This is a genomic window from Bacillus cereus group sp. MYBK216-1 (assembly GCF_051916495.1).
Lineage (GTDB): Bacteria > Bacillota > Bacilli > Bacillales > Bacillaceae_G > Bacillus_A > Bacillus_A thuringiensis_K.
In genome coordinates, this window is the sequence record NZ_JBQAGT010000011.1 from 40467 (window position 1) to 64922 (window position 24456).

The following is a 24456-nucleotide window of genomic DNA, read 5'->3' on the forward strand; positions in this document are numbered from 1 at the left end:
GTGCTGTATGTTCTATTTTTCTAATTACTGATATATAGCAATTCATTTCATAAAAAAAGACCCGAGATTCGGGTCAACAAATAGAAATATAAATGAACTACAACAAATAACAGACAAAGCCATTATATATTTTTCATAGTAAAACATCCATTATTTTCTTTTTTCACTATCAATATATTATTTTTCGTTATCGTCCTCTTTTTTAGAACGTCTACCTAAGAAGAACACAAAAAACATCACTTCCAAATAAGTGATGTTTTTTGTAGTTAATGCAGTGGTAACATAACCTCAACCGTCGTTCCAACCCCAACTTCACTTTCAAAACTCATTTTACCATTGTGATCTTTAATAATTTTTTCTGTAACTACTAAACCTAGACCAGTTCCTGTTTCTTTCGTTGTATAAAAGGCTTCATTTAACTTTGGAATTTTATCTTTCGGAATACCACATCCCTCATCTTTCACTTGAATGATGATTCCATCTTTTACAGTAACTTTAATCGTAATTGTTCCGCCAACTGACATTGCTTCAATTGCATTTTTGATTAAATTAAAAAAGACTTGTTTTAATCGTTTTTCATCACATGTAATTGACGGTAAGTCTTTACTGTAAATACCTTGTATGTGAACTCCTTGTTTTAAAGCAGGCTTTTCCATAACTCGAATAACATAAGAGATAATTTCTTGTATGTTATGAGTTTCTGATTCTAGTGATTTAGATTTCTCAAATCCACTAAGTTCTGTAGCAATTATATGGATCCGATCTACTTCTTGTTTCATAATATCACTATAAATTTTATCTTCCGGATGCTTGTCTGCTTGTTTATTCACAAGTTTTTTTAAGTTTGCTAAAGGTCTTCTAATCTTATAACCAATAACCGTTGCCATCTTTCCAACAGCTGCTAGTTTTTCTGTCTGTTTTATTTCTTTGTCCATCATTTCAAGCGTTCGAACGTAAGACTGAACCCTCAAAAATATAATCCAACATATGATAGTAAATACACTATATAATGCCATTGGGATTAAAACGAGAGAAGATTGAATAATGATTCCTGTAAGAGCGTACTTCCCAACAAGTATCGCTGGAACTAACCAGAAATATCTTTTATTCACAAAGATTGGTGCGAACAAAATAAAAAATACTTCTACTATATTTCCACCGTCAAATTCCGCATCGCTACCATAATAAATCATAATGTTATGGATACAATCTAATACATTATAGCCAATTAGAATAATATACTTTACCGGAAAAACATTCTTCCATTTCATAAAGTATATCCCAATGCAAAACAATACTACCATCAAAAAGTAAAGCCATAAACCTAAACCATCTTCAAACTTTCCTACGCCTTCTTGCTCTCCCGCGATTAAAGGTACGATAAATTCATAGGCAAGATCATACACAAAAAATATAATAAAAAATAAACTTAAAAATACTTTCAACGCCTTTATTTCTTCATTTTTAAATATATAGCCTTTATTCATATGGTAACTCCTAGCTTTTCTTCCACTTGGATTTCAGTATTTCCACACTTCCTTGGCAAAATAATGTCTATTCTCGTTCCAGTATTTCTTTCACTTGAAATATGTAGCTCACCAAGGTGCTCGGTGACAATTCGATTCGCTACTGTAAGACCCAGACCAATTTTATCTTGTTTCGTTGTATAAAAGGCCTCTGTAACACGGGCTAAGTTTTCTTGCTTAATACCATGACCATTATCAATTAAGCTGATCATTACATACTCTTTTCCTTTATTCTCTAATCGTAAATGTAATATGCCACCTTGCTCCATTGCTTCTAAAGCGTTTTTTATTGTATATAAAAAGACTCCTCTTATTTTTCGTTCATCGCATTCAACTTCTATTGTTTTTTCTTCCACATTAGAAATAAGCTGCACATTTAATTCATTCATTTTTTCGCGAAGAGTTGTTGTTGCTTGTAATACAATCTTTCCTAGATCATGTTTCTTATAAATAGAAGGCTTGCATGTAGCAACTTCCATCAACTCGCTTATCATATTATTCATATTTTCTATTTCAAAAATCATACGTTTATAAACAGGATCCTCTTCATGCTTCTCTCTTTGTAATTGCGTAAATCCTTTTAATGAAGCGAGTGGATTTTTAATTTCATGTCCAACCGTCGCTGCCATTTTTCCGATTACTGCTAATTTTTGTGATTCACTAGCAATCGCAATACTTTCCTTTACAGCTGAAAGATATTGTAAAAATCGGTTTAAAATGATATATGCAACTATTAACATAAGGGTATACATAATAAGGAACATAAATGCTTTTATTTCCTCTAATACAAATAAATAAATTAAATATTTTCCTACAATAGAGGAAAGCAAAAACACATAAAATTTTTTATTTAAAAATATGGGTACAAAGAAAATGAGAATAATCTCTATTATATTCGTCGCATCAAACGCCGCCTTATTATAAAAAATATACGAAATTATATTAGCGATTTCTATCCCTATGTATGCAAATATCCATGCATATTTAACAAGGTTTGCCTTTTCTTTTTTTAGTAAATATATATTCACGCACAGTATTGCTACTCCGCAAATAACTTGCCATATTATGTTGTATCCCTTATCCATTATTGATTTATCTTCTAATACGATTGCATAAAAAATTTGATATGCAATAACAATGACATATAACACCCATAAAAGGATTTTTGCATTCCTTTCTTCTTCTTTATATGATAGAAAACTTTCTTTCACTTCAACACCCCTTCAAAATAACATCTCAAAGAATACCATTTATTATAATAAATGATTTTCACAGACAAACAAAGATAAATCGAACATTTGAGGAAAATCGTACCAAAAACGCAATATATTTAGACTATATACAGAGCATAAAATCTATGATCATTAATACGTATATTATGGAGGATGTTTTATATAGACGGCCCAAAAAGTAAAACAAAGCTTTTAGAATGGAACCTATTGATAGAACAGGGGGAGTTTTATGTTTGTTACGGTCGAGAAAGATGTGCATATTTTTGTGCAAGACGTTAATCCTGGTCCAGGTAGTAAGACTGTTTTCTTCGTTCACGGATGGCCTTTAAATCATCAAATGTATCAATATCAACTCAATGTTTTACCAGAGCATGGCTTTCGCTGTATCGCCATGGATATACGAGGAAATGGGCAATCTGATAAGCCATGGACTGGTTACACGTATGATCGATTAGCCGATGATATCGCAATTGTTCTAGAAGCACTCCAAGTAGAGAACGCTACGTTAGTCGGTTTCTCAGTTGGTGGTGCTCTTTCTATTCGCTATATGTCTCGCTATAATGGGCGCCGCATTTCTAAGCTCGCATTAATTGACGCTGTCTCCCCCTCTTTCGTTAAAAATCAAGAGTCCCCTTACGGTGTACCGAAAGAACAAGCAGATGCCCTTATTAATCAAATGTATGCTAATTTACCAAAATTTTTAAATGATGTATCTTTGTCCTTTTTCAATAGAAACTTAGGAGCCGCAACCCTTGAATGGTTTTCTTATCTCGGTATGCAGTCCGCTTCTTATGCCCTTATCAAAATTTTACAAGCAGCTGCAAATGAAGATGTAACGAAAGATTTAAATAAAATTAACGTTCCAACAAAAATCTTCCACGGCGTTCACGACCAACTAATTCCTTACAAAAGCGCTGAGCTTACGCAACAACGAATTAAAAATTCTCAGTTACATGCTCTTACAAATAGTGGTCATGGTTCACCAATCGATCAAGCGAATGAATTAAATAAAGAACTGATAAAATTTTTACATGCATAACAACTGCAATACAAGAATGAAAGTTAATATGATCGATTTTTTACAAAACATAAAATTCACAAATTTCTCACAAATATACAAATAAAACGATTACATTTTCATATATACTAAATGTACAAGTAATACTCCCTAAACCCAGCTTGTCTGGTTACCCCGTTAAATACTATGAAAAAAGAACTTGTATCGTTATACAAGTTCTTTTTGTTTCTTTTATTTAAAGAGGATATCTTTACTATATTGATTTCCGACGAGTAAATCATATTGGAGCATTTTATATTGCTCTAACATTTCTTTTTGTTTCTTTGTTAAATCATTGATTACTTCTCCATTTTTATCAACTTTTAATTCATCTCTAAGCACTGGTATTTCCTTGTAAAGTTCCGATAAAAATTGATAAAATGAGGATTTATTTAATCCTGCATAATCAAAAATAAGATTAGAAAAATGAATTGGACTTACTAAACCTAAATTATCATTTGGCATATCAAAGTTTGCATACATTAATAGCGGCGTTTGCGCCATCGCTAAACGTTCACTTGGTGTTTTTTCATTCGTTATATACCCATTTTCTTTATAAAAAGATTTATTGGTTCCTAATGATGGAAGATGATCTCCAAAGAATACTAATAATGTAGGTCTATCTAAATTATCTAGTTGCTCAATTAAATATTGAAGTGCCTCATCTGAACGTCTTAATCCTTCTGTATACGTCTCTAATTCTCCCTTTGATTCTTCATTTTCTAGGCCGCTAATTTCTATTAGGTTTTCACCAAATCGGCCTTCTGTAAACGGAAAATGATTTTGCATCGTAACAGCATGAATAAATGTAGGTTGTTTTTGTTTCTCTAACTCAGCAATTATCTCTTTACTCATCGCTAAATCACTAATATAATCTCCATCAATATCCACATTTTCCATCGTATCCTCTGCATTGAACTTATCAAATCCTAACACCTTATATACATCATCACGTTTAAAGAATGTGCGACCAAATGAATGAATTGCACTTGTGTAATAACCTTCTTTTTTCAACGCCGTAGGGATTGATGGAATTTCTTTCTTATTTGTAATAACTTGCTGATATGGTATAGAACCTGGCTTTAACAAACTCATTGAATAACTTGTTAATGCCTCAAATTCAACGTTCGCCGTATTTCCCCCAAATGTAGGAGAAATAGTTTGTCCACCAGGAAAGTTTTCTATATAATGATGTAAATTTGGTACAGGATCTTCACTAAAAGAAAGGTTGGTTATTTTCGTGGGATCCCAAAACGATTCACTCATTACAAAAATAATATTCGGTTTCTCTTTTTTCTTTTGATTCCCTATATTTCCACTATATTGTTTTTTTATATCGTTTGCTATTTGAAGCATATTTTCATTAGAATAATTTTTTGGTTTTTCCATAACTGTTGTATCTAAATTGCTAATAAACCCAAGTACAAAACCATTTGAAGCATAGTTTTCATTTTGATTCCACAAAACAAAATCTACACCTGATTTTTGAAATACTTTATTCATAAATGTATTCGTAAAATTACCATACGCATATAGAACAAAAATAGATCCTACTACTAATAAGGCTCTTATTCCTAGATGAATCTTTACATTTTGAATATACCTTCTCATATATATCCCTGCTACAATACAAACTACGACACTTACGATAATGATAAACATATAACTCCAGCTAAAATAGTCCATCACCATCGGTATAACTGATTGCATATGCGTAATTTGTGTGAAATCAGAAGGATATAACGGATCACCTCTGAAAATAAGCTTCAAATAATTCACAATACATAAAATGACTAACGTACAGCTCGTTAAAACCATACTTAGAAAAACCTTACCTATTAAATTATATACAAGAATATATATTACATAAATTACTACAAAACTTAATATAAACTGCATATTATAAAAGTAAATCCAATTCATTGCCTCTATGAAACTCATATTAACTTGCATGACAATATAAAATAACGCTACTGTATGAGCTAGCAAAAATAATATAAAATGCACTCGCAGGGATGCTCTAAGTATAGACATCTCTTTTTTATTGAAATGCGTAATATAAAACGTTATGCCCCATATGAAAATCATCATAACACTTAAAACAAGCTTTTGATTTAAATGATCTTTCATCATGTCTAAATTAAAAACCTTTAAAATTATAAACAGCATAGTTATTACTAATAAAGTCACCATACTACTTATAATGCTAGAAATTAATATATTTCTTTTTGGAAGATGAAAAAGTGTAGAACCATACTTCAATTCATTCCCTCGTTTCTATGTATTAATTTCACCCCGCATCGAAAAAACTATTTCTATTAAAATAACATATATTACATATTTCGTCTGCATACTTGCTTCTATCATGGATGTATTTTCTTAATATTCCCTTAATAAATAGTTAAATTTTGGCATACAAATTACTCATTATTGAAAAACCTAATTTCAATATTCTACTTTATGATATAATAACTATGTTTTGGAAATCCTTAATACTATTAAAGATTTCACATGAAAATACGAAAGAATTAATAAAAAAGGAGTTGCTCATTTTTGCTTACTAAGTTTAAGAGTTTGCCTAAAGCGGTATATGCAATTTTGGCGCTTTCTTTCCTGTTGCACGTTTTTTGTTTAGTAAAACAGCCAGGACTAGATGGAGAGTTAGTCAAAGTAACATATGGTGCAAATGATGCATTTAACTATTCGTTAACAGCTGAACAACTATTAAAACATGGTGTATTTGGTTATGTGTATTTAGAACCTAGTGAGGTTCCAGGGAAAAATGCATATATCACACCAGGTCAGCCATTACTATTAGCTGGCGCTATGATTATTTCTGATATTACATCCATTCCTTACTATTACGTAGCAACTGTTATTAACATGATCATGAACCTTTGTACAGTACTATTAGTATTCTTAATAGGAAAAGAATTGTTCGAAAAAAACATTTATGGAATTGTTGCAAGTATTTTATATGCTATTTATCCAAGTAACTATACATACTTCCGTACATTACTAACAGAAGTTCCATCCATATTCTTATTGGCGTTATGTGTATATGTATTTGTTCTCGCATGGAAATACAATAAAACGAAATTCCATATATGGTTTGGAATTGTCGTTTCAATTTTACTTATGTTCCGTCCAAATCCAGCTCCAATGATGCTCATTCCTGTTCTTGTTGTGTTATTTACATATGGATTTAAAGACTCCATTCGAATCGGATTGTTATGGTTTATCGGACCGTTCTTGATTATTGGCGCATGGGTTGTTCGTAACTATTTAGCGCTCAACCAATTTATTTTATTCTCAACCCAAGGTGCAGATCCACTGATTGCCGGTGCAGATCCATTTAATAAAATTGGCTATGAAAATATAGTAAATGAAATGAGAGCTAAAGGCTTAGATGACAAAGGTGCATACGCTAAAGAATTAATCAAGAATGGATTTAAGACGGACTTCACTTATTGGTTCTCTTGGTTCACTGTCGGTAAAACAATTGAGTTATTCAAAACAGCTCCTGCTGTAGACCAATACCGTATTCATAACTTTATGCAACTATGTCATAGAGTGTTTATCATCGGTACATTCTTGAGCAGCTTCTGCCTCATGCTAAATTCATTTAAACATAAACGCGTTATGATGCTAGTAGCAAGTTCTATTATTTACATTATCTTCTCAAACTTATTCTTAGCAATTAACCGCTACGGATTTTTCATTAATCCTCTTATGTGCTTAATTCTTGCATACGGATTAATTCACATTGTGCAGAAGCTTCCATTCTTCCGCACTAACCAAGCATAATAAGAAAGAGGTCGGCCACAGATGGCCGACCTCTTTCTTATTATCCAACACTTTGCACACGGCCAATTTGTACATTCTGTAATCGTACTTTAATTCCGTATGTATGTGTTTCTGTATTTGTCAAAATCTCTTTCACAACACCAGATACTGTTTTACTTATAAATGCAAGTTTTTGATAACTATTACTATAACGAAAAGAGAAAATGATTAGCATGTATATTATATAAAAGGAAGCAGCCATATTTTCCATACGATACATACGAGTACTATAATTACAAAATCAAAAAAATCTAATCTTGGACCTTTTTTCATATTCATATGTAAACACATATGAAACCATTTTATTTTTGTATATTTATGAATGTTTTTCTTTGCAAATCGGTAAATAAGTATTTGCATGATAAAAAATCCGGCTACAAAAATAAATAATACGATGAGAAATCCAATCACAAAATTCTTCCTATTTTTGTAGCGTTTTTTCTACTATCCGATTTTTCAAAACCCACTCTTCAAACTGGGCACTTCCAAATTCCCAGCTAAGATCGTGAGCATGTACAGAAAAAACGTAATGACCAGCATATTCATCCATAAACCTACCTAACTCTACATCGTCTTTCTGAATACCGTATACTCCAAAATTAAAATACACATCCCATACGTCTTCATTCTTCCTCTTATAAGCAATCGATTCCATATCACATTCTGTTCCGAAATAATCAAGATGTAAATGTACGCTATCCTCATATTCGTACTCCATTTTATCACCCCTTATATTTGTACTTCTTTATCACCAGAAAAATTCCTTCTGTCTACACTCACATATGGGCACTTACCTACATATCATGCTTGTAGAGTGACTTCTAGGAGGTGTTATATAGTGAAAAAATTAATAGCTGTTTTTTGTATCACGTTACTAGCTGTTTTCACATTTACTGCTTGCAGTAGTAAAAAAGAAGGTACAAAAGAACAAACTCAAAATGTTCGAGTCGGCGAAGTTACCCACTCTCTCTTCTATGCCCCGTTATATGTCGGGATTGAAAAAGGATTTTTTAAAGATGAAGGATTAAATGTTGACCTCCAAACAACAGCGGGCGGAGATAAAACGATGACGGCCCTATTATCTGGCGGGATTGATATTGCTCTCGTCGGTTCTGAAACATCTATTTACGTTCATCAACAAGGCGCAAAAGACCCGATTATTAACTTCGCACAACTTACACAAACAGATGGAACATTTTTAGTTTCGCGTAAAAAATTAGACTCTTTTAATTGGAATGACGTAAAAGGTGTTACGTTTTTAGGACAGCGTAAAGGCGGCATGCCACAAATGGTTGGAGAATACGTTTTAAAGAAAAATGGCATTGATCCTCACAAAGACACAAACTTAATTCAAAACATCGAATTTGCTAATATTGCAAATGCCTTTGCATCTGGTACTGGAGAGTTTGTACAGCTCTTTGAACCGACTGCAAGTATACTTGAGAAAGAAGGTAAAGGTTATATCGTCGCTTCATTCGGAAATGAATCTGGTACTGTTCCTTATACAACGTTCATGGCGAAAGAAAGTTTCTTAAAGAAAGATAAAGCTGCTGCTGAAAAGTTCACACGTGCGCTCTATAAAGCACAGCAATGGGTTGATACACATAGCCCAGAAGAGATTGCTAATGTTGTTTCCCCGCTATTTAAAGACACTTCAAAAGACATTACAGTAAAAGTAATTGAACGATATAAAAAGCAACATTCTTATGCGACAAATCCACTATTAGATGCGGAAGAATGGAAACAGCTCCAAACGATTATGAAAGACGCTGGTGAATTACAAAAAGAAGTCCCACATGAAGCGCTCGTCAATACAAAAATTGCCGAAAGCGTTATTAAGAAATAGAGGCGAATTGTATGAGTTTTTTACAAATACGTAACGTTTCTCACTGCTTTTTTGCAAAAGAGAATGCCAAACTTATTCTCGAAGATATGAGCTTACAAGTGGAAGAAGGCGAATTTATTTCTATACTCGGCCCAAGTGGTTGCGGTAAAACAACGCTCCTCTCAATCATTGCTGGACTACTTGATCCAATTGACGGTATCGTCTTTTTAGATGGTGAACCGATTACAACGAAAACTTCATCTATGGGATATATGTTGCAGCAAGATTACTTATTCCCGTGGAAAACTATTGAAGAAAATATTATGCTTGGACTTCATATTCGAAAGATTTATGATGAACAGATGAAAAAACATACTTTAAATCTTTTAAAACAAGTCGGTCTACATGGGGTAGAAGGACAATATCCTCGTGAATTATCCGGCGGTATGCGTCAACGTGCCGCTCTCGTTCGAACGTTAGCGACTAATCCGAAAATTTTATTACTAGATGAACCATTCTCCGCACTCGATTATCAAACGAAGTTAAAACTAGAAGAACTCGTTTTCAATTTACTAAATAAATATAAGAAAACATCATTACTTGTTACTCACGATATTGAAGAAGCGATTGCGATGAGTGATCGTATTTATTTACTGCAAGCGAATCCTGGAAAAATCGCGAAAACCTTTATCGTCCCGGAAAGTATTCGTTCTTTATCACCATTAGAAGCACGCCATCACTACGATTTCCCAGCCCTCTTTCAAGATATATGGAAGGAGCTGGAACGACTTGGATAATATAAAACAACTACATGAAAAATTTCGAAAGAAAGAACGCAGGCGTGCTTGGATTGCTCGCTCACTACAGCTTTTACTACTTATTCTTTTCTTTGCACTATGGGAAATAGCTAGCAAAAAAGAATGGATCGATCCTTTACTCTTTAGCTCTCCTTCGAGTATTTGGGATCTCTTCTTAACGAAATGGATCGACGGTTCACTTTGGGTCCACATATGGACGACATTGCTGGAAACAGGATTAGGCTTCATTCTTGGAACGGTACTCGGTGCTATTATTGCCACGTTTCTTTGGTGGATGCCACTTCTAGCCCGCGTACTTGATCCTTACCTCGTCGTCCTAAATGCAATGCCAAAAGTTGCACTCGGTCCAATCATCATCGTTATTTTCGGTCCAAACATTTCATCTTCTATCGCAATGGGAGTAATCATTTCCATCATCATTACCATTCTCGTTATTTACAGTGCATTTCAAGAAGTCGATTCTAACTATATAAAAGTAATGAACACATTTGGCGCAAATAAATGGCAATGTTATAAGCAAGTCGTCCTCCCTGCCTCCTTTCCAGCAATTATCTCAACGTTAAAAGTAAATGTTGGTCTATCCTGGGTCGGTGTTATTTTCGGTGAACTTCTCGTTTCCAAACAAGGACTTGGCTACTTAATTAGCTACGGATTCCAAGTCTTTAACTTCACACTCGTTTTACTTAGCGTACTACTCACATGTGTTCTCGCAACTCTTATGTATGTATTTGTCGAGGCATTTGAAAAAATTCTAATTGGAACAAGAAAAAGAAGCTGACTCAAAACAGTGCGCTATAGTCAGCTTCTTTCTTTTACCTTTTATCACACATTTTCGTTTCATTTGTAATGTTTCCATCCGCAACCGTAACTGTATGAAAACAGTCTTTCACACGTACTGTAACGACATTATCTTTTCGATCTATCACATGATAATCATTAAACTTTTCATTCAAAGCACTACGAATTTGCTCCCCTTCAAAAATCGGAAAACCGTGAGACATTACCCAAATGAGACCAGCAACAGCAAGAATCGTTTTCATACGTTTCATTACCTCCTCGAGAGTAAACTTATAGTCCCTACAACACGCGCATTATAATTGTGTCTAAATTGTGACATTTTTATACTAATTCTATTTTATACCGCCAGTTCCTTCTTCTTTTAAATAAAAATACATAATTTTCAATTTTATCAACATAAGAAAAAACGCAAAGAATTTTTAATTCTTTGCGTTTTGCTTTAACGAAACTATATCGAACACATAACTCACATTAATCTGCACTTTGTTGTTCTATCGTTTTCGAAACATCATCTAATCCTGACAGCACTTCCGCTCTCATTTTTACAAGTTCAGGAAACTGATAGAAGAAAGCAATTTTCTTATATTTTAACTCTGTACCTTCTTTCACCTTTTTTGAATCTTGTAAAATGAACGCTGTAAATGTATCTGCGATATCTTCCGTTACATTTGTTGTTCCATACAGCGATACAAAATCATCATGCTTTTCTTTATAAAATTCAACTTGTGCCTCTTCACTTTCTTCTACTTTCTTTTCTGTCCACTCTTGCTCAATTGGTTTCCAAAATTCATTATAAAATTGGTTAATATACGAACTTTTTCTCACACATCCATTTTTCACGAACAGCGTTTTACATTTATTTCGATATGATGAAATGTCTTTCTCTTCATCAAACGCCTCTAAATACTTTCTATCCACTGGTACTTGTTTATTTCCAATCGTTAATACGTGAGCCGTTTCATGAATTAATGTTTTCATCACTTCATCTATATTCACCCCAGAATCAAGCACGTCTAAACTAAGCACCCAATCTCTCGGGTCATCCATACTTGGCATGACATGAGCAACAACGCCGTCATAACCATCCGTTATTAGATCAAACCCTGTTATATTCTCACGATATTTCACTGGAATGAGAGTGCGATACATGTCCCATAAAGTTTCATGATACTCTCTATCTTGCCGCTGGCTTAACAAATCATCTTTTGCTTCTTCGTCATCTGCAAAAGCTTTATTCAATCTTTTACGATCTAATTTCTCAAAATAAGGATCTACAATTTCATCATCATCGATATAATAAGAAGCTAAAAAAAAGTAATTATCATCCTCTTCTTTTTTCTGTTCCGCCTCTTTCATATTCATACTTTCATACTCTTCTATGTCATAATCCTCTACTTTTTCAAGTTCTGAAAGTCCCTCTATCTTTTTATACACTTTTTGTAATGTTTTATCTCCTATTTGCGTGCACTCTTCTTCTGTTTTACAAATTTCTTTTTCTTTCGTAACCTCGAGAGCACTATCGCATCCTGCAACTAAACTGCTTGCTATAATACAACATACTAACTTGCCATATAGTTCCTTCATACAATCCCCCATTACTCCATTCTACAAAATATCATAATCATTTTTTTGCGAATATGCGATAATTAATTATAAAAACTGCAAGGAGGCTTCTCATGATTCGTGCAATCTTATTCGACTTAGATGGAACACTATTAGATCGGCGCCAATCTTTAGAACAATTTATTTGTGAGCAATATAATCGCTTCTCCTCACATTTGATGAGTATAGAGAAATCAAAGTATTGTTCTAGATTTCTCGAACTCGATAATAATGGCTATACGTGGAAAGATAAAGTATATGCTACTCTCCTTTCCGAATATAACATTACTACTTTAACGCACGAGCAACTGCTGCACGACTACATTACAAACTTCCAACATCATTGTATTCCTTTCAAAAACACGCATGAACTACTTCAACAGTTAAAACAGCGAGACATTAAAATTGGTATTATTACAAACGGTTTTACTGATTTTCAGATGAGCAACCTTCGAGCACTACATATACATACGTATGCAAACACCATTCTCGTTTCAGAAGCTGAAGGAATTAAAAAACCTCATCCTGAAATTTTCGAACGTGCTTTGCAAAGACTAGATGTTAAGGCAGAAGAATGTCTTTATGTTGGAGATCATCCAGAAAACGATGTGCTTGGTTCTGAACAAGTAGGGATTCTTGGTGTTTGGAAAAAAGATTCGTTTTGGGGTGATTTTAAGCATTCACGTATCGTAGATGATTTGTTGGAGGTGCTTTCGTTTTTAGAAGTGGAGATAAAGTGAAACTTTAATCAGCCCTCACCAATCGGGCTTTTACGGACAAATAACGGGATAAAAACACAATAATAGTAATTAAATTATATCAATGATTTTCACAACATATCGATTTACTGAAAAAAAATAAAAATAATAATAGGAGGTGTTGTTCAAAAACGCCTTCTATTATTATTCATACACTGTAAACTGTGGTTTACTCGGATGATCTTTTACTAGCGCATCATCTGGAAACTTTGAAACTTTTTGATATAAGGCAATGTCACCGATACAACCTGCTGTTAGTAGAATTCCTAAAAATGAGAGTAGCTCCAGATTCATAACTAATCCCAATACAATTGGCAAAATTCCAGTTGGTAAAAATGGAAGCATTAACACTTTCTTCATTTGCTTTACTGTAACCGCCTGTTTAGAATGAGCATATGCAACACCTAATTTCCAATTAACGCCCCATTTTAGTTCACTCCACGGAACACCTCCGATATAGCGAAAGCCAATTAAATGTATCGCTTCATGAATACAAACGAGAACAATTATTGCGATAATAAAAAGAAACATCGTTAATAATGTAACTTCAACTTGAACCCCACCTGAAAGAAATATATGTAAATAACCAATTCCAAACGCCAAAGCAATTATTATAAAAAATAAAGAAAAGTTTAATTTAACCATCGAAACAGTAACAGTCGTTTCTTTTCTTTTATCCATCTTCCCCCTCCTAAAATGTAAAGATATATTTACATTTATTCTTACATACAAAAAAAGAAACCGGCTACTTTACTTCGTAAAACAGCCGATTTCTTCTATATGTTTCATCGTACGCGCTAATACGTCATCGCGCATTATAAAGCTAAATTTTCTATTCGTTTTAATGTTGTCAGGAATGTCTTTTAATAAAACAGACCCTTTCGTTTCTTCGTAATGCGTATGTTCTTCTACCGCACTAATTGTTGCAAAATAAATGTTTTTAATGATTATTTTGTCTTTTCCAGATACTTTGTATTGTCCTAAGTAAGTTAAATCAGAAACTATGCCGCCGGTTTCTTCATGAACCTCTCGAACTGCCGCTTCTTCCGGTGTTTCCCCTAGTTCTACTTTACCACCTGGAAATTCAAGACCGCGACGTAAATGATGCGTTAATAACCATTGATCCCCGTACCGGCATACAACCCAAACATGCTTTGGCTCAGGAGAAAATGGATAACGTTCAAACGATAATTGTACAGTGTTGTGGTAATAATCTTTAAATTTGTACATGCCATTACTCCCCTATTGATGGTTACAAGTTTTTCCTACCACAAATTGTAGCATATTCTCGCTTTTCTGCATAATATTATCCAATTACAATCCATTGATTATTCCCATTTGCGCGACTAATTCTTTCGTCTCATGATTTCCTAAATCGTAAATCATTCTATATGCTTTTTGTAGTTGTTCATCATATCGGTCATTATTTGAATCGTGATGATACTCAACAAATGGAACGTGGGAGCGTACAAATGAACCTAAATCTTCTACATATGCTTGATCGAAGTGCTCTCTTAATTCCGTAATTTCCTCATCATTTGCATAAATTTCAAAATTATACGTATCCGCCGTCTTCACTTGTGAAATTTGACCATTTCCTATTGATATATAATATGTTTTTTTCGTTTCCATGTAACACCCTTCTTTCATCCTTTTATTTTCTATTGTTTTCATCAATTACAAAATTATGTAAAATAAAGAAAAGGAGGGGTTTTATGTTCAAAATATTAATTATCGGTATTATCATCGTCCTAATCATCCTCGTACTCTCCATCATGACAATTAATAAAGGCTATGCTTATAAACATTCCGTCGATAAACTAGAAGATAATCCTTATACAAAAAAGAATAAGGAAAATTCCTAATATGCTTCGTATACTCCGCATCACAATCGCACTCACTGTGTTCGTTATGTCGGCAATTGGATTATATACAGGTCAAAATAATTTTCTACCTCTTTCACAATTTCTATTAGGGGCTTTAATGTTTCTCATCGCATTTGAACAAATAAAGAAAAAGGAGGCAGCAACTGGGCTTATTTGTATTATTTCCGGTGCTTTCATTTGGATTGTTCTCATCATTAGCTATATAAAATAAAAGGAGGTACATGCATGCTAAAAGGAGTACGGATTACTTTATCACTTATTGCTTTATGTATAGCAATCTATAGTTTCTTTACTAGTAATAGAGAAATTATGCCTTATATGTTCATCTTTTTAGGGATGATGGCTTTCGTTATTAGTATAGAGGAAATCTTAAAACAGCAAAAAGGTGGTAGTATACTTGCTCTGTTAGCAGGAGCTGGTGCTTTATTTCTTGGCTTCTCAGAAATATTTCGATAAATAGTCTCTTTAAAGGAGGTATACAATGCTAACTGGATTACGCTATTTTTTCATGCTTCTCACACTCTCTCTTTGCACTTATTCTCTTGCTACCGACAACTTCACACTTCTCCCATACATGCAATTTGCTCTCAGTTGTTTCTTTATTCTTCTAGGAATTAATGAACTGAAATCCGGAAGAAAATCAATGGATATCTCGCATTTTTTCGTTTCTAGTCTTATGCTCTTCATTGTAGTATCGAACTACTTTCACTAAAGATAACATGTAATTTCCAATCACCTACTGACCATTACCTCTCACTAATTTGGATTTTTTAAACAGTTAATAAATTGGAGGATACTATGCTAACAAACCTTCGAATCTTACTATCTGCTATTGCTTTTATTCTTGCTTTTTTTAGTCTTTTTACACGAATTTCTATTCTTTTCTCTTATGTATTTATCCTTTTAAGCATCACATTTATTCTTTCGGGAGTTGCTGAAATACAACAAAAGCAAAAATCGAAAGCTATCTTTTGTTTTATAGTTGGGATAATCACTTTCTTCGTTGGGATTTCTGACATACTTCCATAAAAAAGAAGAGCTTGTGTGCTCTTCTTTAACTCACTACTTTCAATCCAATAATCGTCCCCATAATCCCAACAATACAAATAATCCGAAAAGCGTTTTTAGGTTCTTGAAAAAATAAAATACCGACAACTGCTGCCCCGAGCGTTCCGATTCCAGTCCAAACTGCATATGCGATCGATAACTGAATTTCTTGAAGCGCCATCGTTAAAAATTGAAAACTAATAATAAAACCACCTATTAAAATAATATTATTCGTCCAACTATTATTTTTTGCTACTTTCTTTATCCCAATTACACCGACAATTTCAAAGAGCCCAGCTATAATTAAATAGATCCATGCCACTTTATTTCACCTCTTCCTTATTCCCACTAAATTTCAATCCGATAATAAATAGTGCCAATAAGCAAACGAGGAAAACTTTGATGAGCGAAAATGGTTCTTTGAAATATAAAATATCTACCAATATCGTTCCAACTGTACCAATCCCAGTAAATACTGCATATGCCGTACCAATTGGAATTTTTTTAGTTGCTTCAATTAGTAGTTGAAAGCTCACTAAAATTGCAATGAGTGTCAAAATACTCATTGCATTTGTTTTTAATCCTGTCGCCCAATATATTTCAATTAAGCCCCCAAATACTAAATACATCCACGCCCTATTTATGCTAATCTCCTTTTTCTTTTTCACTTCTTCTTTTATCTCTTCTCTTGTTTCTTGTTTCGAAGAATTACGCTTCTTTTTCGGAAAAAGAATGTAAGACATCGCCCATATAAAATGAATAATAAGCACTGATGTCCAGACACTTGTAATCGTATTAATCGTTTCATTTTTATAAAATCCAATTTGTTTATTTAAAATCCACTCTTTCATATGAAGGAAATAGGAACCGCTTGGCAACTCTTGAACTGGTACAAGCCCTACTATAAAAATAAATAGAAGCTGTGCAAAAATGAAAATCCCCAGATGCTTATAAAAATATTGCCTCTCCATCCGCGCATGCTTAATTCCATATAGCTTCTCTTTTCCCGCGCCAGTCATTTACCCTCCTCCTTTTTTAAATAACAATCTATCATCTTTTCTATATAATTCATCGTTTCTAAATCAAGTCCGTATACTCTTGCAATCTCTCCCTCTTCAGGTTTAATTAAATCCCAATACTTATTTATTAATTGTTCATCTTCATGAAATACGTGCATTGAAAAAGCCACTACCCTTTCCGCTAACATTTGAATTTCCGGTGAATCTACTGGTTCATTTATACGCTGACGAATTTCTCTTAATACTTGTAACCATTCTTTTGTTCTTTCATCGTTTTCTTCAAGTGTTGGTAAATCCTCTATAACCTTCTGTTCTTCCTCCGTAAAATATTTTTGTCGGAAATTTTCTCTCTGCTCAATTCCCTGTACTGATTTTATGAATAACATTAAATCTTCTGTTTTAAGCTCTCCTGTTAATTCAATGGAATGAAATGCTGTATATAATAGTTTTTCTAAGTCCTTTAATCTTTTTACTTCCGCTTGTATTGTTTGAATTTCATTTTGAATTGCACTTTTCCATCTTTCTTCTGAATTCCCCTTTTCCTCTTTTAACACTTTTTTTATTTCCGAAAGCTTAAAACCAAGCTTTTTAAACGTTGTTATTTGTTGCAATGTAATTACATCATCTTTTGAATAGTAACGATATCCTGACTCAGCAACGTACGACGGTTTTAATAATCCAATTTCCTCATAATATCTAAGTGTTCTCGTCGTTACATTCGTTTCTTTTGAAATTTCACCAATGCTATACTTATCCATCGTTTCCTCCTCACGCCTTATTTATCTTCACTATAAACTTTGACGTATACGTTAAAGTCAATACTCCATTCACACAAAAAACTCCTGTTTTTCAAACAGGAGCTCTCATTAATATATTCACCTACTGCCTTTCATTTCTTAAAAATGCTCATAAGTGAAACTCATTGTTTTTCTATAAAACCTGTACTTTTCTCTTTTACAAATAAAAAAACTGCCCTTTAACAGGCAGTTTTTCTTTATCCAAACACTTTCTCAAGTTCATCTTTATCTTGGCTTAACCAGAAGTTCATTAAGCGTTGTGCTCCTTCTAAGTCGTGAAGCTTCGCTTGACCACATTGTGTTTCATTTGCAGCTGGAATTTCTGTAATTTGAACCGCATCTTTTAATGTTAGTTCTAATAAATCAATAATTTCTCGTACTGTCGGTGTTCCGCTTACTACAAGATAATATCCTGTTTGGCAGCCCATCGGTGAAATATCGATAATATCAAAGTGCGGATAACGATCAATATATTTACGTAAATTAAATGCTAATAAATGCTCTAACGTATGAATAACATCTGGTTTCATTGCTTGTTTATTCGGTTGGCAGAAACGAATATCAAATTTATTTACAATACCGTCACTACCTACATTGTGAACTCCGCAATGTCTTACATAAGGTGCCTTTACAATCGTATGATCTAATTCAAAGCTTTCTACTGATGGCATACAACATCTCTCCCGCTTTTAATTTAATTCCGTTATATCCAATATGATATAACGGAAATGCACATTAGTAAAGTATTATGTACAGTCGTGCTATAATACTTTAAGAATATGCTGAAAAGGAGACCGTTATGAAACAGATTTTTATTGGGATTATACGCTTTTATCAAAAGTTCATTTCTCCGATGACACCACCAACATGCCGCTTTTATCCAACTTGTTCTCATTACGGATTAGAGGCGTTTCAAAAACATGGTGCACTCAAAGGTTTTTGGCTTACTTGTAAGCGTATATTAAAATGTCACCCTTTCCACCCGGGAGGATTTGATCCTGTCCCAGATAAAAAGGATGACAAAGTAAATTCTTAATTGTCGTAACCATTCACAACTAAATCTAATTTTCCTGTATCAGGATCTATAACAAGACCGTGAACAGGTACTTCTTCTGGAAGTAATGGATGGTTGCGAAGTATTGATACACTATGTTCTACACTTTCTTCTACACTAGAGAACCCTTGTAGGAATCTTTCTAAATCGATTCCAGAATAACGGAGTGTATCTAATTTCTCATTTGTTATACCGCGCTCTTTCATCTTCTCAATTGTACTGCTTGCCTGAATTTTTGCCATACCGCAATCGTGGTGACCAACTACACAAACTTCATCAGCACCAAGTTCATATACAGCAACTAAAATACTACGCATAATACTTCCGAATGGATGTGAGATAACAGCTCCTGCTACTTTAATAATTTTCACATCACCGTTACGCATATTCATTGCTTTTGGTAATAATTCAACAAGACGAGTATCCATACAAGAGATAATTACCATTTTTTTATTCGGGAATTTTCCCGTTTCATACTCTTCGTATCTTTTCTCTTCAACAAATTTTTCATTGTATTGTAAAATCTCTTCTAATGACTTCATAGTAAAGAACCGATACGATAAACTTAACTAAATCTATACAATTCAATCAAATTTACACAAGTTAGTGCTTCATCGTGTTCTCGCAGCCCCAAAGGGACGAGGGGTATAACACTCCACACGAGGCAGTATCGTTACCTCCTATTATCAAGCATTTATTTTACCCATCTTGATAAATTTATCGACGCATTTACATCCCTATCGTGATGGCTATTGCATGAAGCACAACACCATTCACGAATCTTTAAACTCCACTGTCCTTCTGGTTGAACTGAATGGTCGTATTTTACACCGCAATATGAGCAAATCTTACTTGAAGCGAACCATTTATCAGCTTTTACATACTCAATGCCGTACTTCTCACACTTGTATGATAAACATTGAAAGAAGAAGTGTAATTTTTGAAATGAAAATGCTTTCGATAGTTTTTTGTTTTTTAACAGGTTAGAAATAGATAAGTCTTCCACAACAATCCTCATTGGTTTGGTTTTCACCAATTTAGCTGTTGCTTGATGGATATGGTTATTTCGGATATTCGTAATTTTCCTAGATAACCGCAGGTGCTCAGCTTTCGCTTTTTCATATCCGGTAGATTGAATTTTCACACCTTTTTTAAATCTCCTAGACATATCTCTTTGCGCTGACTTTTTCCTTTTCAAAAGTTTTTTAACCTTGGCATCTTTGTTTATATTTCGTTCTTTCGTACCATTAGAAGCTACAAACAGCTCTTTTAAACCAACATCCACACCAATCGACTCATCGGTTAGTTCTTGTGATTCAAAGTCTTCTTGGAACCCTACACTAATCCACCAGTGACGACCGTCAAAGGTAACTCTTGGATTGGATGGTTTTTTGTTTCTTGGTAGTTGTTGGCTTGTTTTCACTTCTCCAATAGACTGAATATGAACTACTTTCTTTCCTATAATCAGTCTTTCATAATTGGCATAAAATCCTTGGATTAAATCTTTTTTGGATTTATAAGAAGTGTGAGAACCATTTTTGTACTTTTTGAACGAATTTTTTCTCGCCGTATCAAAATCTTTTGAAGCCTGTTTGGGAACTTGTGCATTGATGTCATTTAACCACTCATATCTCTTTCGCTTCTTGATCTTTGTAAATCGTTTCTGTAAAGCTAACTGTGAAACAGATTTTCCAAATAGCTTATAATATCTATCACTCATTCTTTTACAATAGTTATAAGCAAATCTTGCAGCACCAGCATGGTTTCTAAGCACTTTTTCTTGTTCAGACGTTGGGATTAGTCTAACTTTCTTCGCCTATATCATCAGAAGTCTACTCCTTTACTGTGCGATTATTCAGGCACTCACCTTTCAGATAATGAAAGATTTGTTCTTCTGAATAGTAGCGTGTTCCACCAGCATTCTCCTGAGACTACTCGGATGCAAACCTGTTAATTCTGATACTTGACTAACTCGTAAAAATTTCATTATTATTCTTACCTCATTGAATCTAACATAGCACATACGTTCGATATATTCAATGAGGTTTGATAGATTTAATTAAATGTATCTCGTTCAACTAAGGGCGCAATTCCTTAGCCAGTTCTCTTATGAACTTCTCATGTTTTCACATGAGCGCAGACTATATGTTTATCTCTTTAGAGATAGAGGATTTTTCCATCACCATAGGCTTGTGATGTACTCTCGTCAGTTACACGAGATAGTCGTTGAACGTTCATCTTATCCATTTTGACTTAGATGATTCGATGCGGAAGACCCATTGTTCTAGTGTTTAGGATTTAACCTTGCACCATCTGATTGATTTTTTCTGCTTTCGCAACATTCACGCTCGCTATTTCTAGCCACGTTGTAGTTCAATCAGCTTTAGGGATTGCCCGCAGTTAACCCTCACTACTAGCCAATCACTTGACTAGCAGGGCTTACTGATATATTTAATTAACTTTAGTTATAATTGGTTAAATAAATCGTAACAGTTAGTTACCCTCTTTTCTCTCATTTACATTACTTATATAGTGTACCAAAATATGAAAAACTCAAAAAGGATATCGCTTTATATTAAAAATAAGATGTTTTCAGATAATCGACATAATTCTTTCAAAATATACACACAGCTTTGTAACAAGTCTCACATACTTTAAACGTATTTTCACTATAAACTGATTGTAGATAATGTAAAAAAGGAGTGAATATTTATTATGTCCGACGTTCTGTTACTGAGTCGTTTTCAATTTGCAATTACTATTTTTTATCACTTTTTATTTGTACCTTTGACAATCGGACTTGTTATTTTGGTAGCATGTATGGAGACTCAATACGCCCGCACATTGAATCCAACATACCGCAAAATGGCAAATTTCTGGGGTAAATTATTTACAATTAACTTCGTAATGGGGATTATAACCGGGATTACGATGGAATTCCAATTTGGAACAAACTGGTCTGAGTACTCCAAATATATGGGAGATATTTTCGGATCACCTCTCGCAATCGAAGCACTTGTTGCCTTCTTCTTAGAATCTACTTTCATGGGAATATGGTTATTCGGTAAAGACAAAATTTCACCAAAGTTTCGTGCCTTCTGTATGTGGATGGTTGCACTTGGAACAAATATTTCCGCCCTTTGGATTATTACAGCAAATGGTTTTATGCAAAACCCTGTTGGCTATGTAGTACGTAACGGTCGCGCTGAATTAAATGATTTCTGGGCACTCGTTACGAATCCATACGCTTGGAATATGTTCTTTCATACTGTAGTTGGTTGTTATATCGTAGGTTCTTTCTTCGTTATGGCAATTAGTGCCTATCACTTATTACGTAAAAATGAAGTAGAATTCTTCAAAAAATCATTTAAGTTTGGTTTAATGTTAGGCTTATTCGCCGCAACAATTACACCGTTTATGGGACATCAATCTGGTGTATCAGCAGCTAAATATCAACCCGCAAAAGGAGCTGCGATGGAAGCAGTTTGGGAAACTGGAAAAGGACAAGGCTTCTCAATTGTTCAAATTCCTGATGTGAAAAATGAAAAGAACTTGGAATTCCTTACGATTCCAAAACTCGGAAGCTTCTTCTATACAAACTCATTTGATGGCGAAATTGTCGGTTTAAAAGATATTCCGAAAGATGAACGTCCAAATGTTAACCTCGTGTATTATAGCTTCCGCTTAATGGTTGCACTTGGTATGTTCTTTATGGCATTAACTTGGTACGGCTTCTATTTAAACCGAAAAGGAAAACTAGAAAACTCAAAACGCTATTTAAAAATTACAATATGGTCTGTCTTACTTCCTTATATTGCGATTAATGCAGGATGGATTGTCGCTGAAGTAGGTCGTCAACCATGGACAGTATATAAACTAATGCGTACAGCGGAATCTGTATCGCCTATATCAGTTCCACAAATTTGGTTCTCATTAATTAGTTTAATTTTGTTCTACACTTTACTTTTAATCGCAGACGTATACTTAATGCTGAAGTTCGCGAAAAAAGGACCTGCAGCATTAGAAGAACCTGCTACTGAGGGAGGTGTAGCCCATGTCTCATGATATGCTTGCAATCATCTGGTTCGGTTTATGGGGCGTGATTTGGACAGTTTACTTCATTCTTGACGGGTATGCACTTGGTAACGGAATGATTTTTCCCTTCGTTACGAAAGACCGACAAGAACGAAATCAATTACAAGAAGCAATTGGCCCGTTCTGGGGCGGTAATGAAGTATGGTTGATTACAGCTGGTGGCGCAACATTTGCTGCCTTCCCAGTCACATATGCTAATATGTTTAGCTATTTATATACACCATTATTCTTAGTATTACTTGCACTGTTTGCTCGTGCCGCTGGACTAGAATTCATGCATAAAGATGATTCACCAATTTGGCAAAAAACTTGTAAATGGGCATTTGCAATTGGCAGTTTCCTAATCGCCTTCTTATTCGGTGTTACATTCGCTAACTTGTATTATGGACTACAAATCGGAAAAAATGGCTATGAAGGAAATTTGCTTAGCTTATTAAACCATTACGGTATATTAGGTGGTCTTTTCTTCACTGCTATATTTGTCGTATCCGGTGCCCTTTGGGTCATGATTAAAACGACTGGTGAAGTATCTGATCGTGCTTATAAAATCGCAAGACCGTTTTCAATGGCAGCTGCTATCATTTTAGCTATCTTCTATGTAGCAACTGCTAATCGGACAAACTTATTCCAAAACTTTACGGAATATCCGGTACTATTCATTCTTCCAGTACTTGCAATGTTAATGAGTGTACTCGCACTTATTATGGTGTACAAACATAAAATTGGCCTTGCATTCACATTCATTTGCCTAACAATCGCAATGTTTATGACAACTGGCTTTGCAGGTATGTTCCCAAGAATGTTACCATCTCGTATTAACGATGCATACAGTACAACGTTATACAACGCAGCTGGTAGTCAATTAAACTTAAAAATTATGTTCTTCGTTGCAATGGTCATGGTACCAATCGTTATTGGATATCAGCTTTGGAGCTACAGTATCTTTAAAAATAAAATTCATAAAGACTCTGCTAAAGGGTATCACTAAGGTAAAAAAAAGACACTTCATTTGAAGTGTCTTTTTTTTACGTATGATTTTCGATAAGATGTTATATTTCTAATCTAACAACTATACTACAGAAGAATCATTAACAGC

Annotated in this window: 28 protein-coding genes and 2 pseudogenes; 13 read left to right on the forward strand and 17 right to left on the reverse strand. The window is 34.1% G+C overall.

Annotated elements, in window-relative coordinates; genetic code table 11:
* Window positions 1-266: 266 nt before the first annotated feature.
* Entirely contained in the window at window positions 267-1487 is a 1221-nt protein-coding gene (locus tag ACTFRH_RS25870; RefSeq protein ID WP_001032633.1) for an ATP-binding protein, read from the reverse strand.
* Window positions 1484-2737 (reverse strand): ATP-binding protein, encoded by a 1254-nt coding sequence (locus ACTFRH_RS25875; RefSeq protein ID WP_000664880.1) that lies wholly within the window; start codon window positions 2735-2737, stop codon window positions 1484-1486. The genes ACTFRH_RS25870 and ACTFRH_RS25875 overlap by 4 nt, the downstream gene beginning before the upstream one ends.
* A gap of 250 nt (window positions 2738-2987) precedes the next feature.
* Between ACTFRH_RS25875 and ACTFRH_RS25880 the strand changes: the two genes are divergently transcribed.
* Window positions 2988-3797: an alpha/beta fold hydrolase gene (locus tag ACTFRH_RS25880; protein WP_000498280.1), complete on the forward strand. Its 810-nt coding sequence runs from the start codon at window positions 2988-2990 to the stop codon at window positions 3795-3797.
* Window positions 3798-4007: 210 nt separating this feature from the next.
* Here ACTFRH_RS25880 and ACTFRH_RS25885 read toward each other — a convergent pair whose 3' ends face one another.
* Window positions 4008-6077, reverse strand: coding sequence for an LTA synthase family protein (locus tag ACTFRH_RS25885; protein ID WP_000873620.1), 2070 nt, complete (start codon window positions 6075-6077; stop codon window positions 4008-4010).
* A 291-nt stretch (window positions 6078-6368) separates the two neighbouring features.
* On the opposite strand from ACTFRH_RS25885, the gene ACTFRH_RS25890 reads away from it, so the two are divergent.
* Window positions 6369-7622 (forward strand): glycosyltransferase family 39 protein, encoded by a 1254-nt coding sequence (locus ACTFRH_RS25890; RefSeq protein WP_000956216.1) that lies wholly within the window; start codon window positions 6369-6371, stop codon window positions 7620-7622.
* 40 nt (window positions 7623-7662) lie between these two features.
* Here ACTFRH_RS25890 and ACTFRH_RS25895 read toward each other — a convergent pair.
* From ACTFRH_RS25895 to ACTFRH_RS25905, 3 genes and pseudogenes are all read right to left on the reverse strand, one after another.
* Window positions 7663-7779, reverse strand: a pseudogene (locus ACTFRH_RS25895) (DUF2196 domain-containing protein); the annotation flags it as partial.
* Between the two features lie 62 nt (window positions 7780-7841).
* The gene (locus ACTFRH_RS25900) at window positions 7842-8072 is read right to left on the reverse strand and encodes a hypothetical protein (RefSeq protein WP_000578989.1); all 231 of its coding nucleotides are present in this window, start codon (window positions 8070-8072) and stop codon (window positions 7842-7844) included.
* Between the two features lie 10 nt (window positions 8073-8082).
* The gene (locus tag ACTFRH_RS25905) at window positions 8083-8379 is read right to left on the reverse strand and encodes a DUF3986 family protein (RefSeq protein WP_000455583.1); all 297 of its coding nucleotides are present in this window, start codon (window positions 8377-8379) and stop codon (window positions 8083-8085) included.
* A 120-nt stretch (window positions 8380-8499) separates the two neighbouring features.
* Here ACTFRH_RS25905 and ACTFRH_RS25910 point away from each other — a divergent pair, with 120 nt between their 5' ends.
* Genes ACTFRH_RS25910 through ACTFRH_RS25920 form a run of 3 tightly spaced genes read left to right on the forward strand, consistent with a single transcriptional unit; the run spans window position 8500 to window position 11082 of the window.
* Window positions 8500-9507: an ABC transporter substrate-binding protein gene (locus ACTFRH_RS25910; protein ID WP_000733222.1), complete on the forward strand. Its 1008-nt coding sequence runs from the start codon at window positions 8500-8502 to the stop codon at window positions 9505-9507.
* Between the two features lie 11 nt (window positions 9508-9518).
* Window positions 9519-10283, forward strand: coding sequence for an ABC transporter ATP-binding protein (locus ACTFRH_RS25915; RefSeq protein WP_000009031.1), 765 nt, complete (start codon window positions 9519-9521; stop codon window positions 10281-10283).
* Complete coding sequence (locus tag ACTFRH_RS25920) at window positions 10276-11082, forward strand: ABC transporter permease (RefSeq protein ID WP_000368762.1); 807 nt, start codon at window positions 10276-10278, stop codon at window positions 11080-11082. The genes ACTFRH_RS25915 and ACTFRH_RS25920 overlap by 8 nt, the downstream gene beginning before the upstream one ends.
* A gap of 34 nt (window positions 11083-11116) precedes the next feature.
* Here the strand turns inward: ACTFRH_RS25920 and ACTFRH_RS25925 are convergent, their stop codons facing one another.
* Window positions 11117-11344 carry a hypothetical protein gene (locus ACTFRH_RS25925; RefSeq protein ID WP_000849112.1) on the reverse strand — a complete coding sequence of 76 codons (228 nt, stop codon included), beginning with the start codon at window positions 11342-11344 and terminating at the stop codon, window positions 11117-11119.
* A 229-nt stretch (window positions 11345-11573) separates the two neighbouring features.
* Window positions 11574-12686, reverse strand: a complete 1113-nt coding sequence (locus tag ACTFRH_RS25930; RefSeq protein ID WP_000661680.1) for a hypothetical protein — start codon at window positions 12684-12686, stop codon at window positions 11574-11576.
* Between the two features lie 92 nt (window positions 12687-12778).
* On the opposite strand from ACTFRH_RS25930, the gene ACTFRH_RS25935 reads away from it, so the two are divergent.
* The gene (locus tag ACTFRH_RS25935; RefSeq protein ID WP_000617260.1) at window positions 12779-13444 is read left to right on the forward strand and encodes an HAD family hydrolase; all 666 of its coding nucleotides are present in this window, start codon (window positions 12779-12781) and stop codon (window positions 13442-13444) included.
* Window positions 13445-13606: 162 nt separating this feature from the next.
* Here ACTFRH_RS25935 and ACTFRH_RS25940 read toward each other — a convergent pair whose 3' ends face one another.
* The 3 genes from ACTFRH_RS25940 to ACTFRH_RS25950 form a co-directional block, all read right to left on the reverse strand.
* A complete protein-coding gene (locus ACTFRH_RS25940; RefSeq protein ID WP_000361278.1) occupies window positions 13607-14143 on the reverse strand; it encodes a DUF3267 domain-containing protein in 537 nt (178 codons plus the stop codon).
* A 69-nt stretch (window positions 14144-14212) separates the two neighbouring features.
* Window positions 14213-14692: an antimutator 8-oxo-(dGTP/GTP)ase gene (gene mutTA, locus ACTFRH_RS25945; RefSeq protein ID WP_000276385.1), complete on the reverse strand. Its 480-nt coding sequence runs from the start codon at window positions 14690-14692 to the stop codon at window positions 14213-14215.
* Window positions 14693-14776: 84 nt separating this feature from the next.
* Window positions 14777-15094, reverse strand: a complete 318-nt coding sequence (locus ACTFRH_RS25950; RefSeq protein ID WP_000448412.1) for a hypothetical protein — start codon at window positions 15092-15094, stop codon at window positions 14777-14779.
* An 83-nt stretch (window positions 15095-15177) separates the two neighbouring features.
* On the opposite strand from ACTFRH_RS25950, the gene ytzI reads away from it, so the two are divergent.
* From ytzI to ACTFRH_RS25970, 4 genes are all read left to right on the forward strand, one after another.
* A complete protein-coding gene (gene ytzI / locus ACTFRH_RS25955) occupies window positions 15178-15327 on the forward strand; it encodes a YtzI protein (RefSeq protein WP_000472791.1) in 150 nt (49 codons plus the stop codon).
* 1 nt (window position 15328) lies between these two features.
* Complete coding sequence (locus ACTFRH_RS25960) at window positions 15329-15559, forward strand: DUF3953 domain-containing protein (protein ID WP_000944462.1); 231 nt, start codon at window positions 15329-15331, stop codon at window positions 15557-15559.
* A gap of 14 nt (window positions 15560-15573) precedes the next feature.
* Window positions 15574-15804: a DUF3953 domain-containing protein gene (locus tag ACTFRH_RS25965; RefSeq protein WP_000912056.1), complete on the forward strand. Its 231-nt coding sequence runs from the start codon at window positions 15574-15576 to the stop codon at window positions 15802-15804.
* Window positions 15805-16146: 342 nt separating this feature from the next.
* A complete protein-coding gene (locus ACTFRH_RS25970; protein ID WP_000957185.1) occupies window positions 16147-16377 on the forward strand; it encodes a DUF3953 domain-containing protein in 231 nt (76 codons plus the stop codon).
* Window positions 16378-16402: 25 nt separating this feature from the next.
* Here ACTFRH_RS25970 and ACTFRH_RS25975 read toward each other — a convergent pair whose 3' ends face one another.
* From ACTFRH_RS25975 to luxS, 4 genes are all read right to left on the reverse strand, one after another.
* The gene (locus tag ACTFRH_RS25975) at window positions 16403-16717 is read right to left on the reverse strand and encodes a DMT family transporter (protein ID WP_000312334.1); all 315 of its coding nucleotides are present in this window, start codon (window positions 16715-16717) and stop codon (window positions 16403-16405) included.
* Window position 16718: 1 nt separating this feature from the next.
* A complete protein-coding gene (locus tag ACTFRH_RS25980; RefSeq protein WP_000145224.1) occupies window positions 16719-17414 on the reverse strand; it encodes a DMT family transporter in 696 nt (231 codons plus the stop codon).
* Window positions 17411-18172: a MerR family transcriptional regulator gene (locus ACTFRH_RS25985; RefSeq protein WP_000362242.1), complete on the reverse strand. Its 762-nt coding sequence runs from the start codon at window positions 18170-18172 to the stop codon at window positions 17411-17413. Before ACTFRH_RS25985 ends, ACTFRH_RS25980 begins: the two co-directional genes overlap by 4 nt.
* 236 nt (window positions 18173-18408) lie before the next feature.
* Window positions 18409-18882, reverse strand: a complete 474-nt coding sequence (luxS, locus tag ACTFRH_RS25990; RefSeq protein ID WP_001141371.1) for an S-ribosylhomocysteine lyase LuxS — start codon at window positions 18880-18882, stop codon at window positions 18409-18411.
* Window positions 18883-19010: 128 nt separating this feature from the next.
* Here luxS and yidD point away from each other — a divergent pair, with 128 nt between their 5' ends.
* Window positions 19011-19247 carry a membrane protein insertion efficiency factor YidD gene (gene yidD, locus ACTFRH_RS25995; protein ID WP_000809334.1) on the forward strand — a complete coding sequence of 79 codons (237 nt, stop codon included), beginning with the start codon at window positions 19011-19013 and terminating at the stop codon, window positions 19245-19247.
* Here the strand turns inward: yidD and ACTFRH_RS26000 are convergent.
* Both ACTFRH_RS26000 and ACTFRH_RS26005 read right to left on the reverse strand, forming a co-directional pair.
* The gene (locus tag ACTFRH_RS26000) at window positions 19244-19807 is read right to left on the reverse strand and encodes a beta-class carbonic anhydrase (protein WP_000838173.1); all 564 of its coding nucleotides are present in this window, start codon (window positions 19805-19807) and stop codon (window positions 19244-19246) included. The genes yidD and ACTFRH_RS26000 overlap by 4 nt on opposite strands.
* Before the next feature lie 152 nt (window positions 19808-19959).
* Window positions 19960-21081 (reverse strand): annotated as a pseudogene (locus ACTFRH_RS26005) (RNA-guided endonuclease InsQ/TnpB family protein); the annotation flags it as partial.
* A gap of 899 nt (window positions 21082-21980) precedes the next feature.
* Here ACTFRH_RS26005 and cydA point away from each other — a divergent pair.
* Together cydA and cydB are read left to right on the forward strand one after the other, a co-directional pair.
* Window positions 21981-23330 carry a cytochrome ubiquinol oxidase subunit I gene (gene cydA, locus ACTFRH_RS26010; RefSeq protein WP_001286196.1) on the forward strand — a complete coding sequence of 450 codons (1350 nt, stop codon included), beginning with the start codon at window positions 21981-21983 and terminating at the stop codon, window positions 23328-23330.
* Window positions 23320-24348, forward strand: coding sequence for a cytochrome d ubiquinol oxidase subunit II (cydB, locus tag ACTFRH_RS26015; RefSeq protein ID WP_000017660.1), 1029 nt, complete (start codon window positions 23320-23322; stop codon window positions 24346-24348). The genes cydA and cydB overlap by 11 nt, the downstream gene beginning before the upstream one ends.
* Window positions 24349-24456 lie beyond the last annotated feature (108 nt).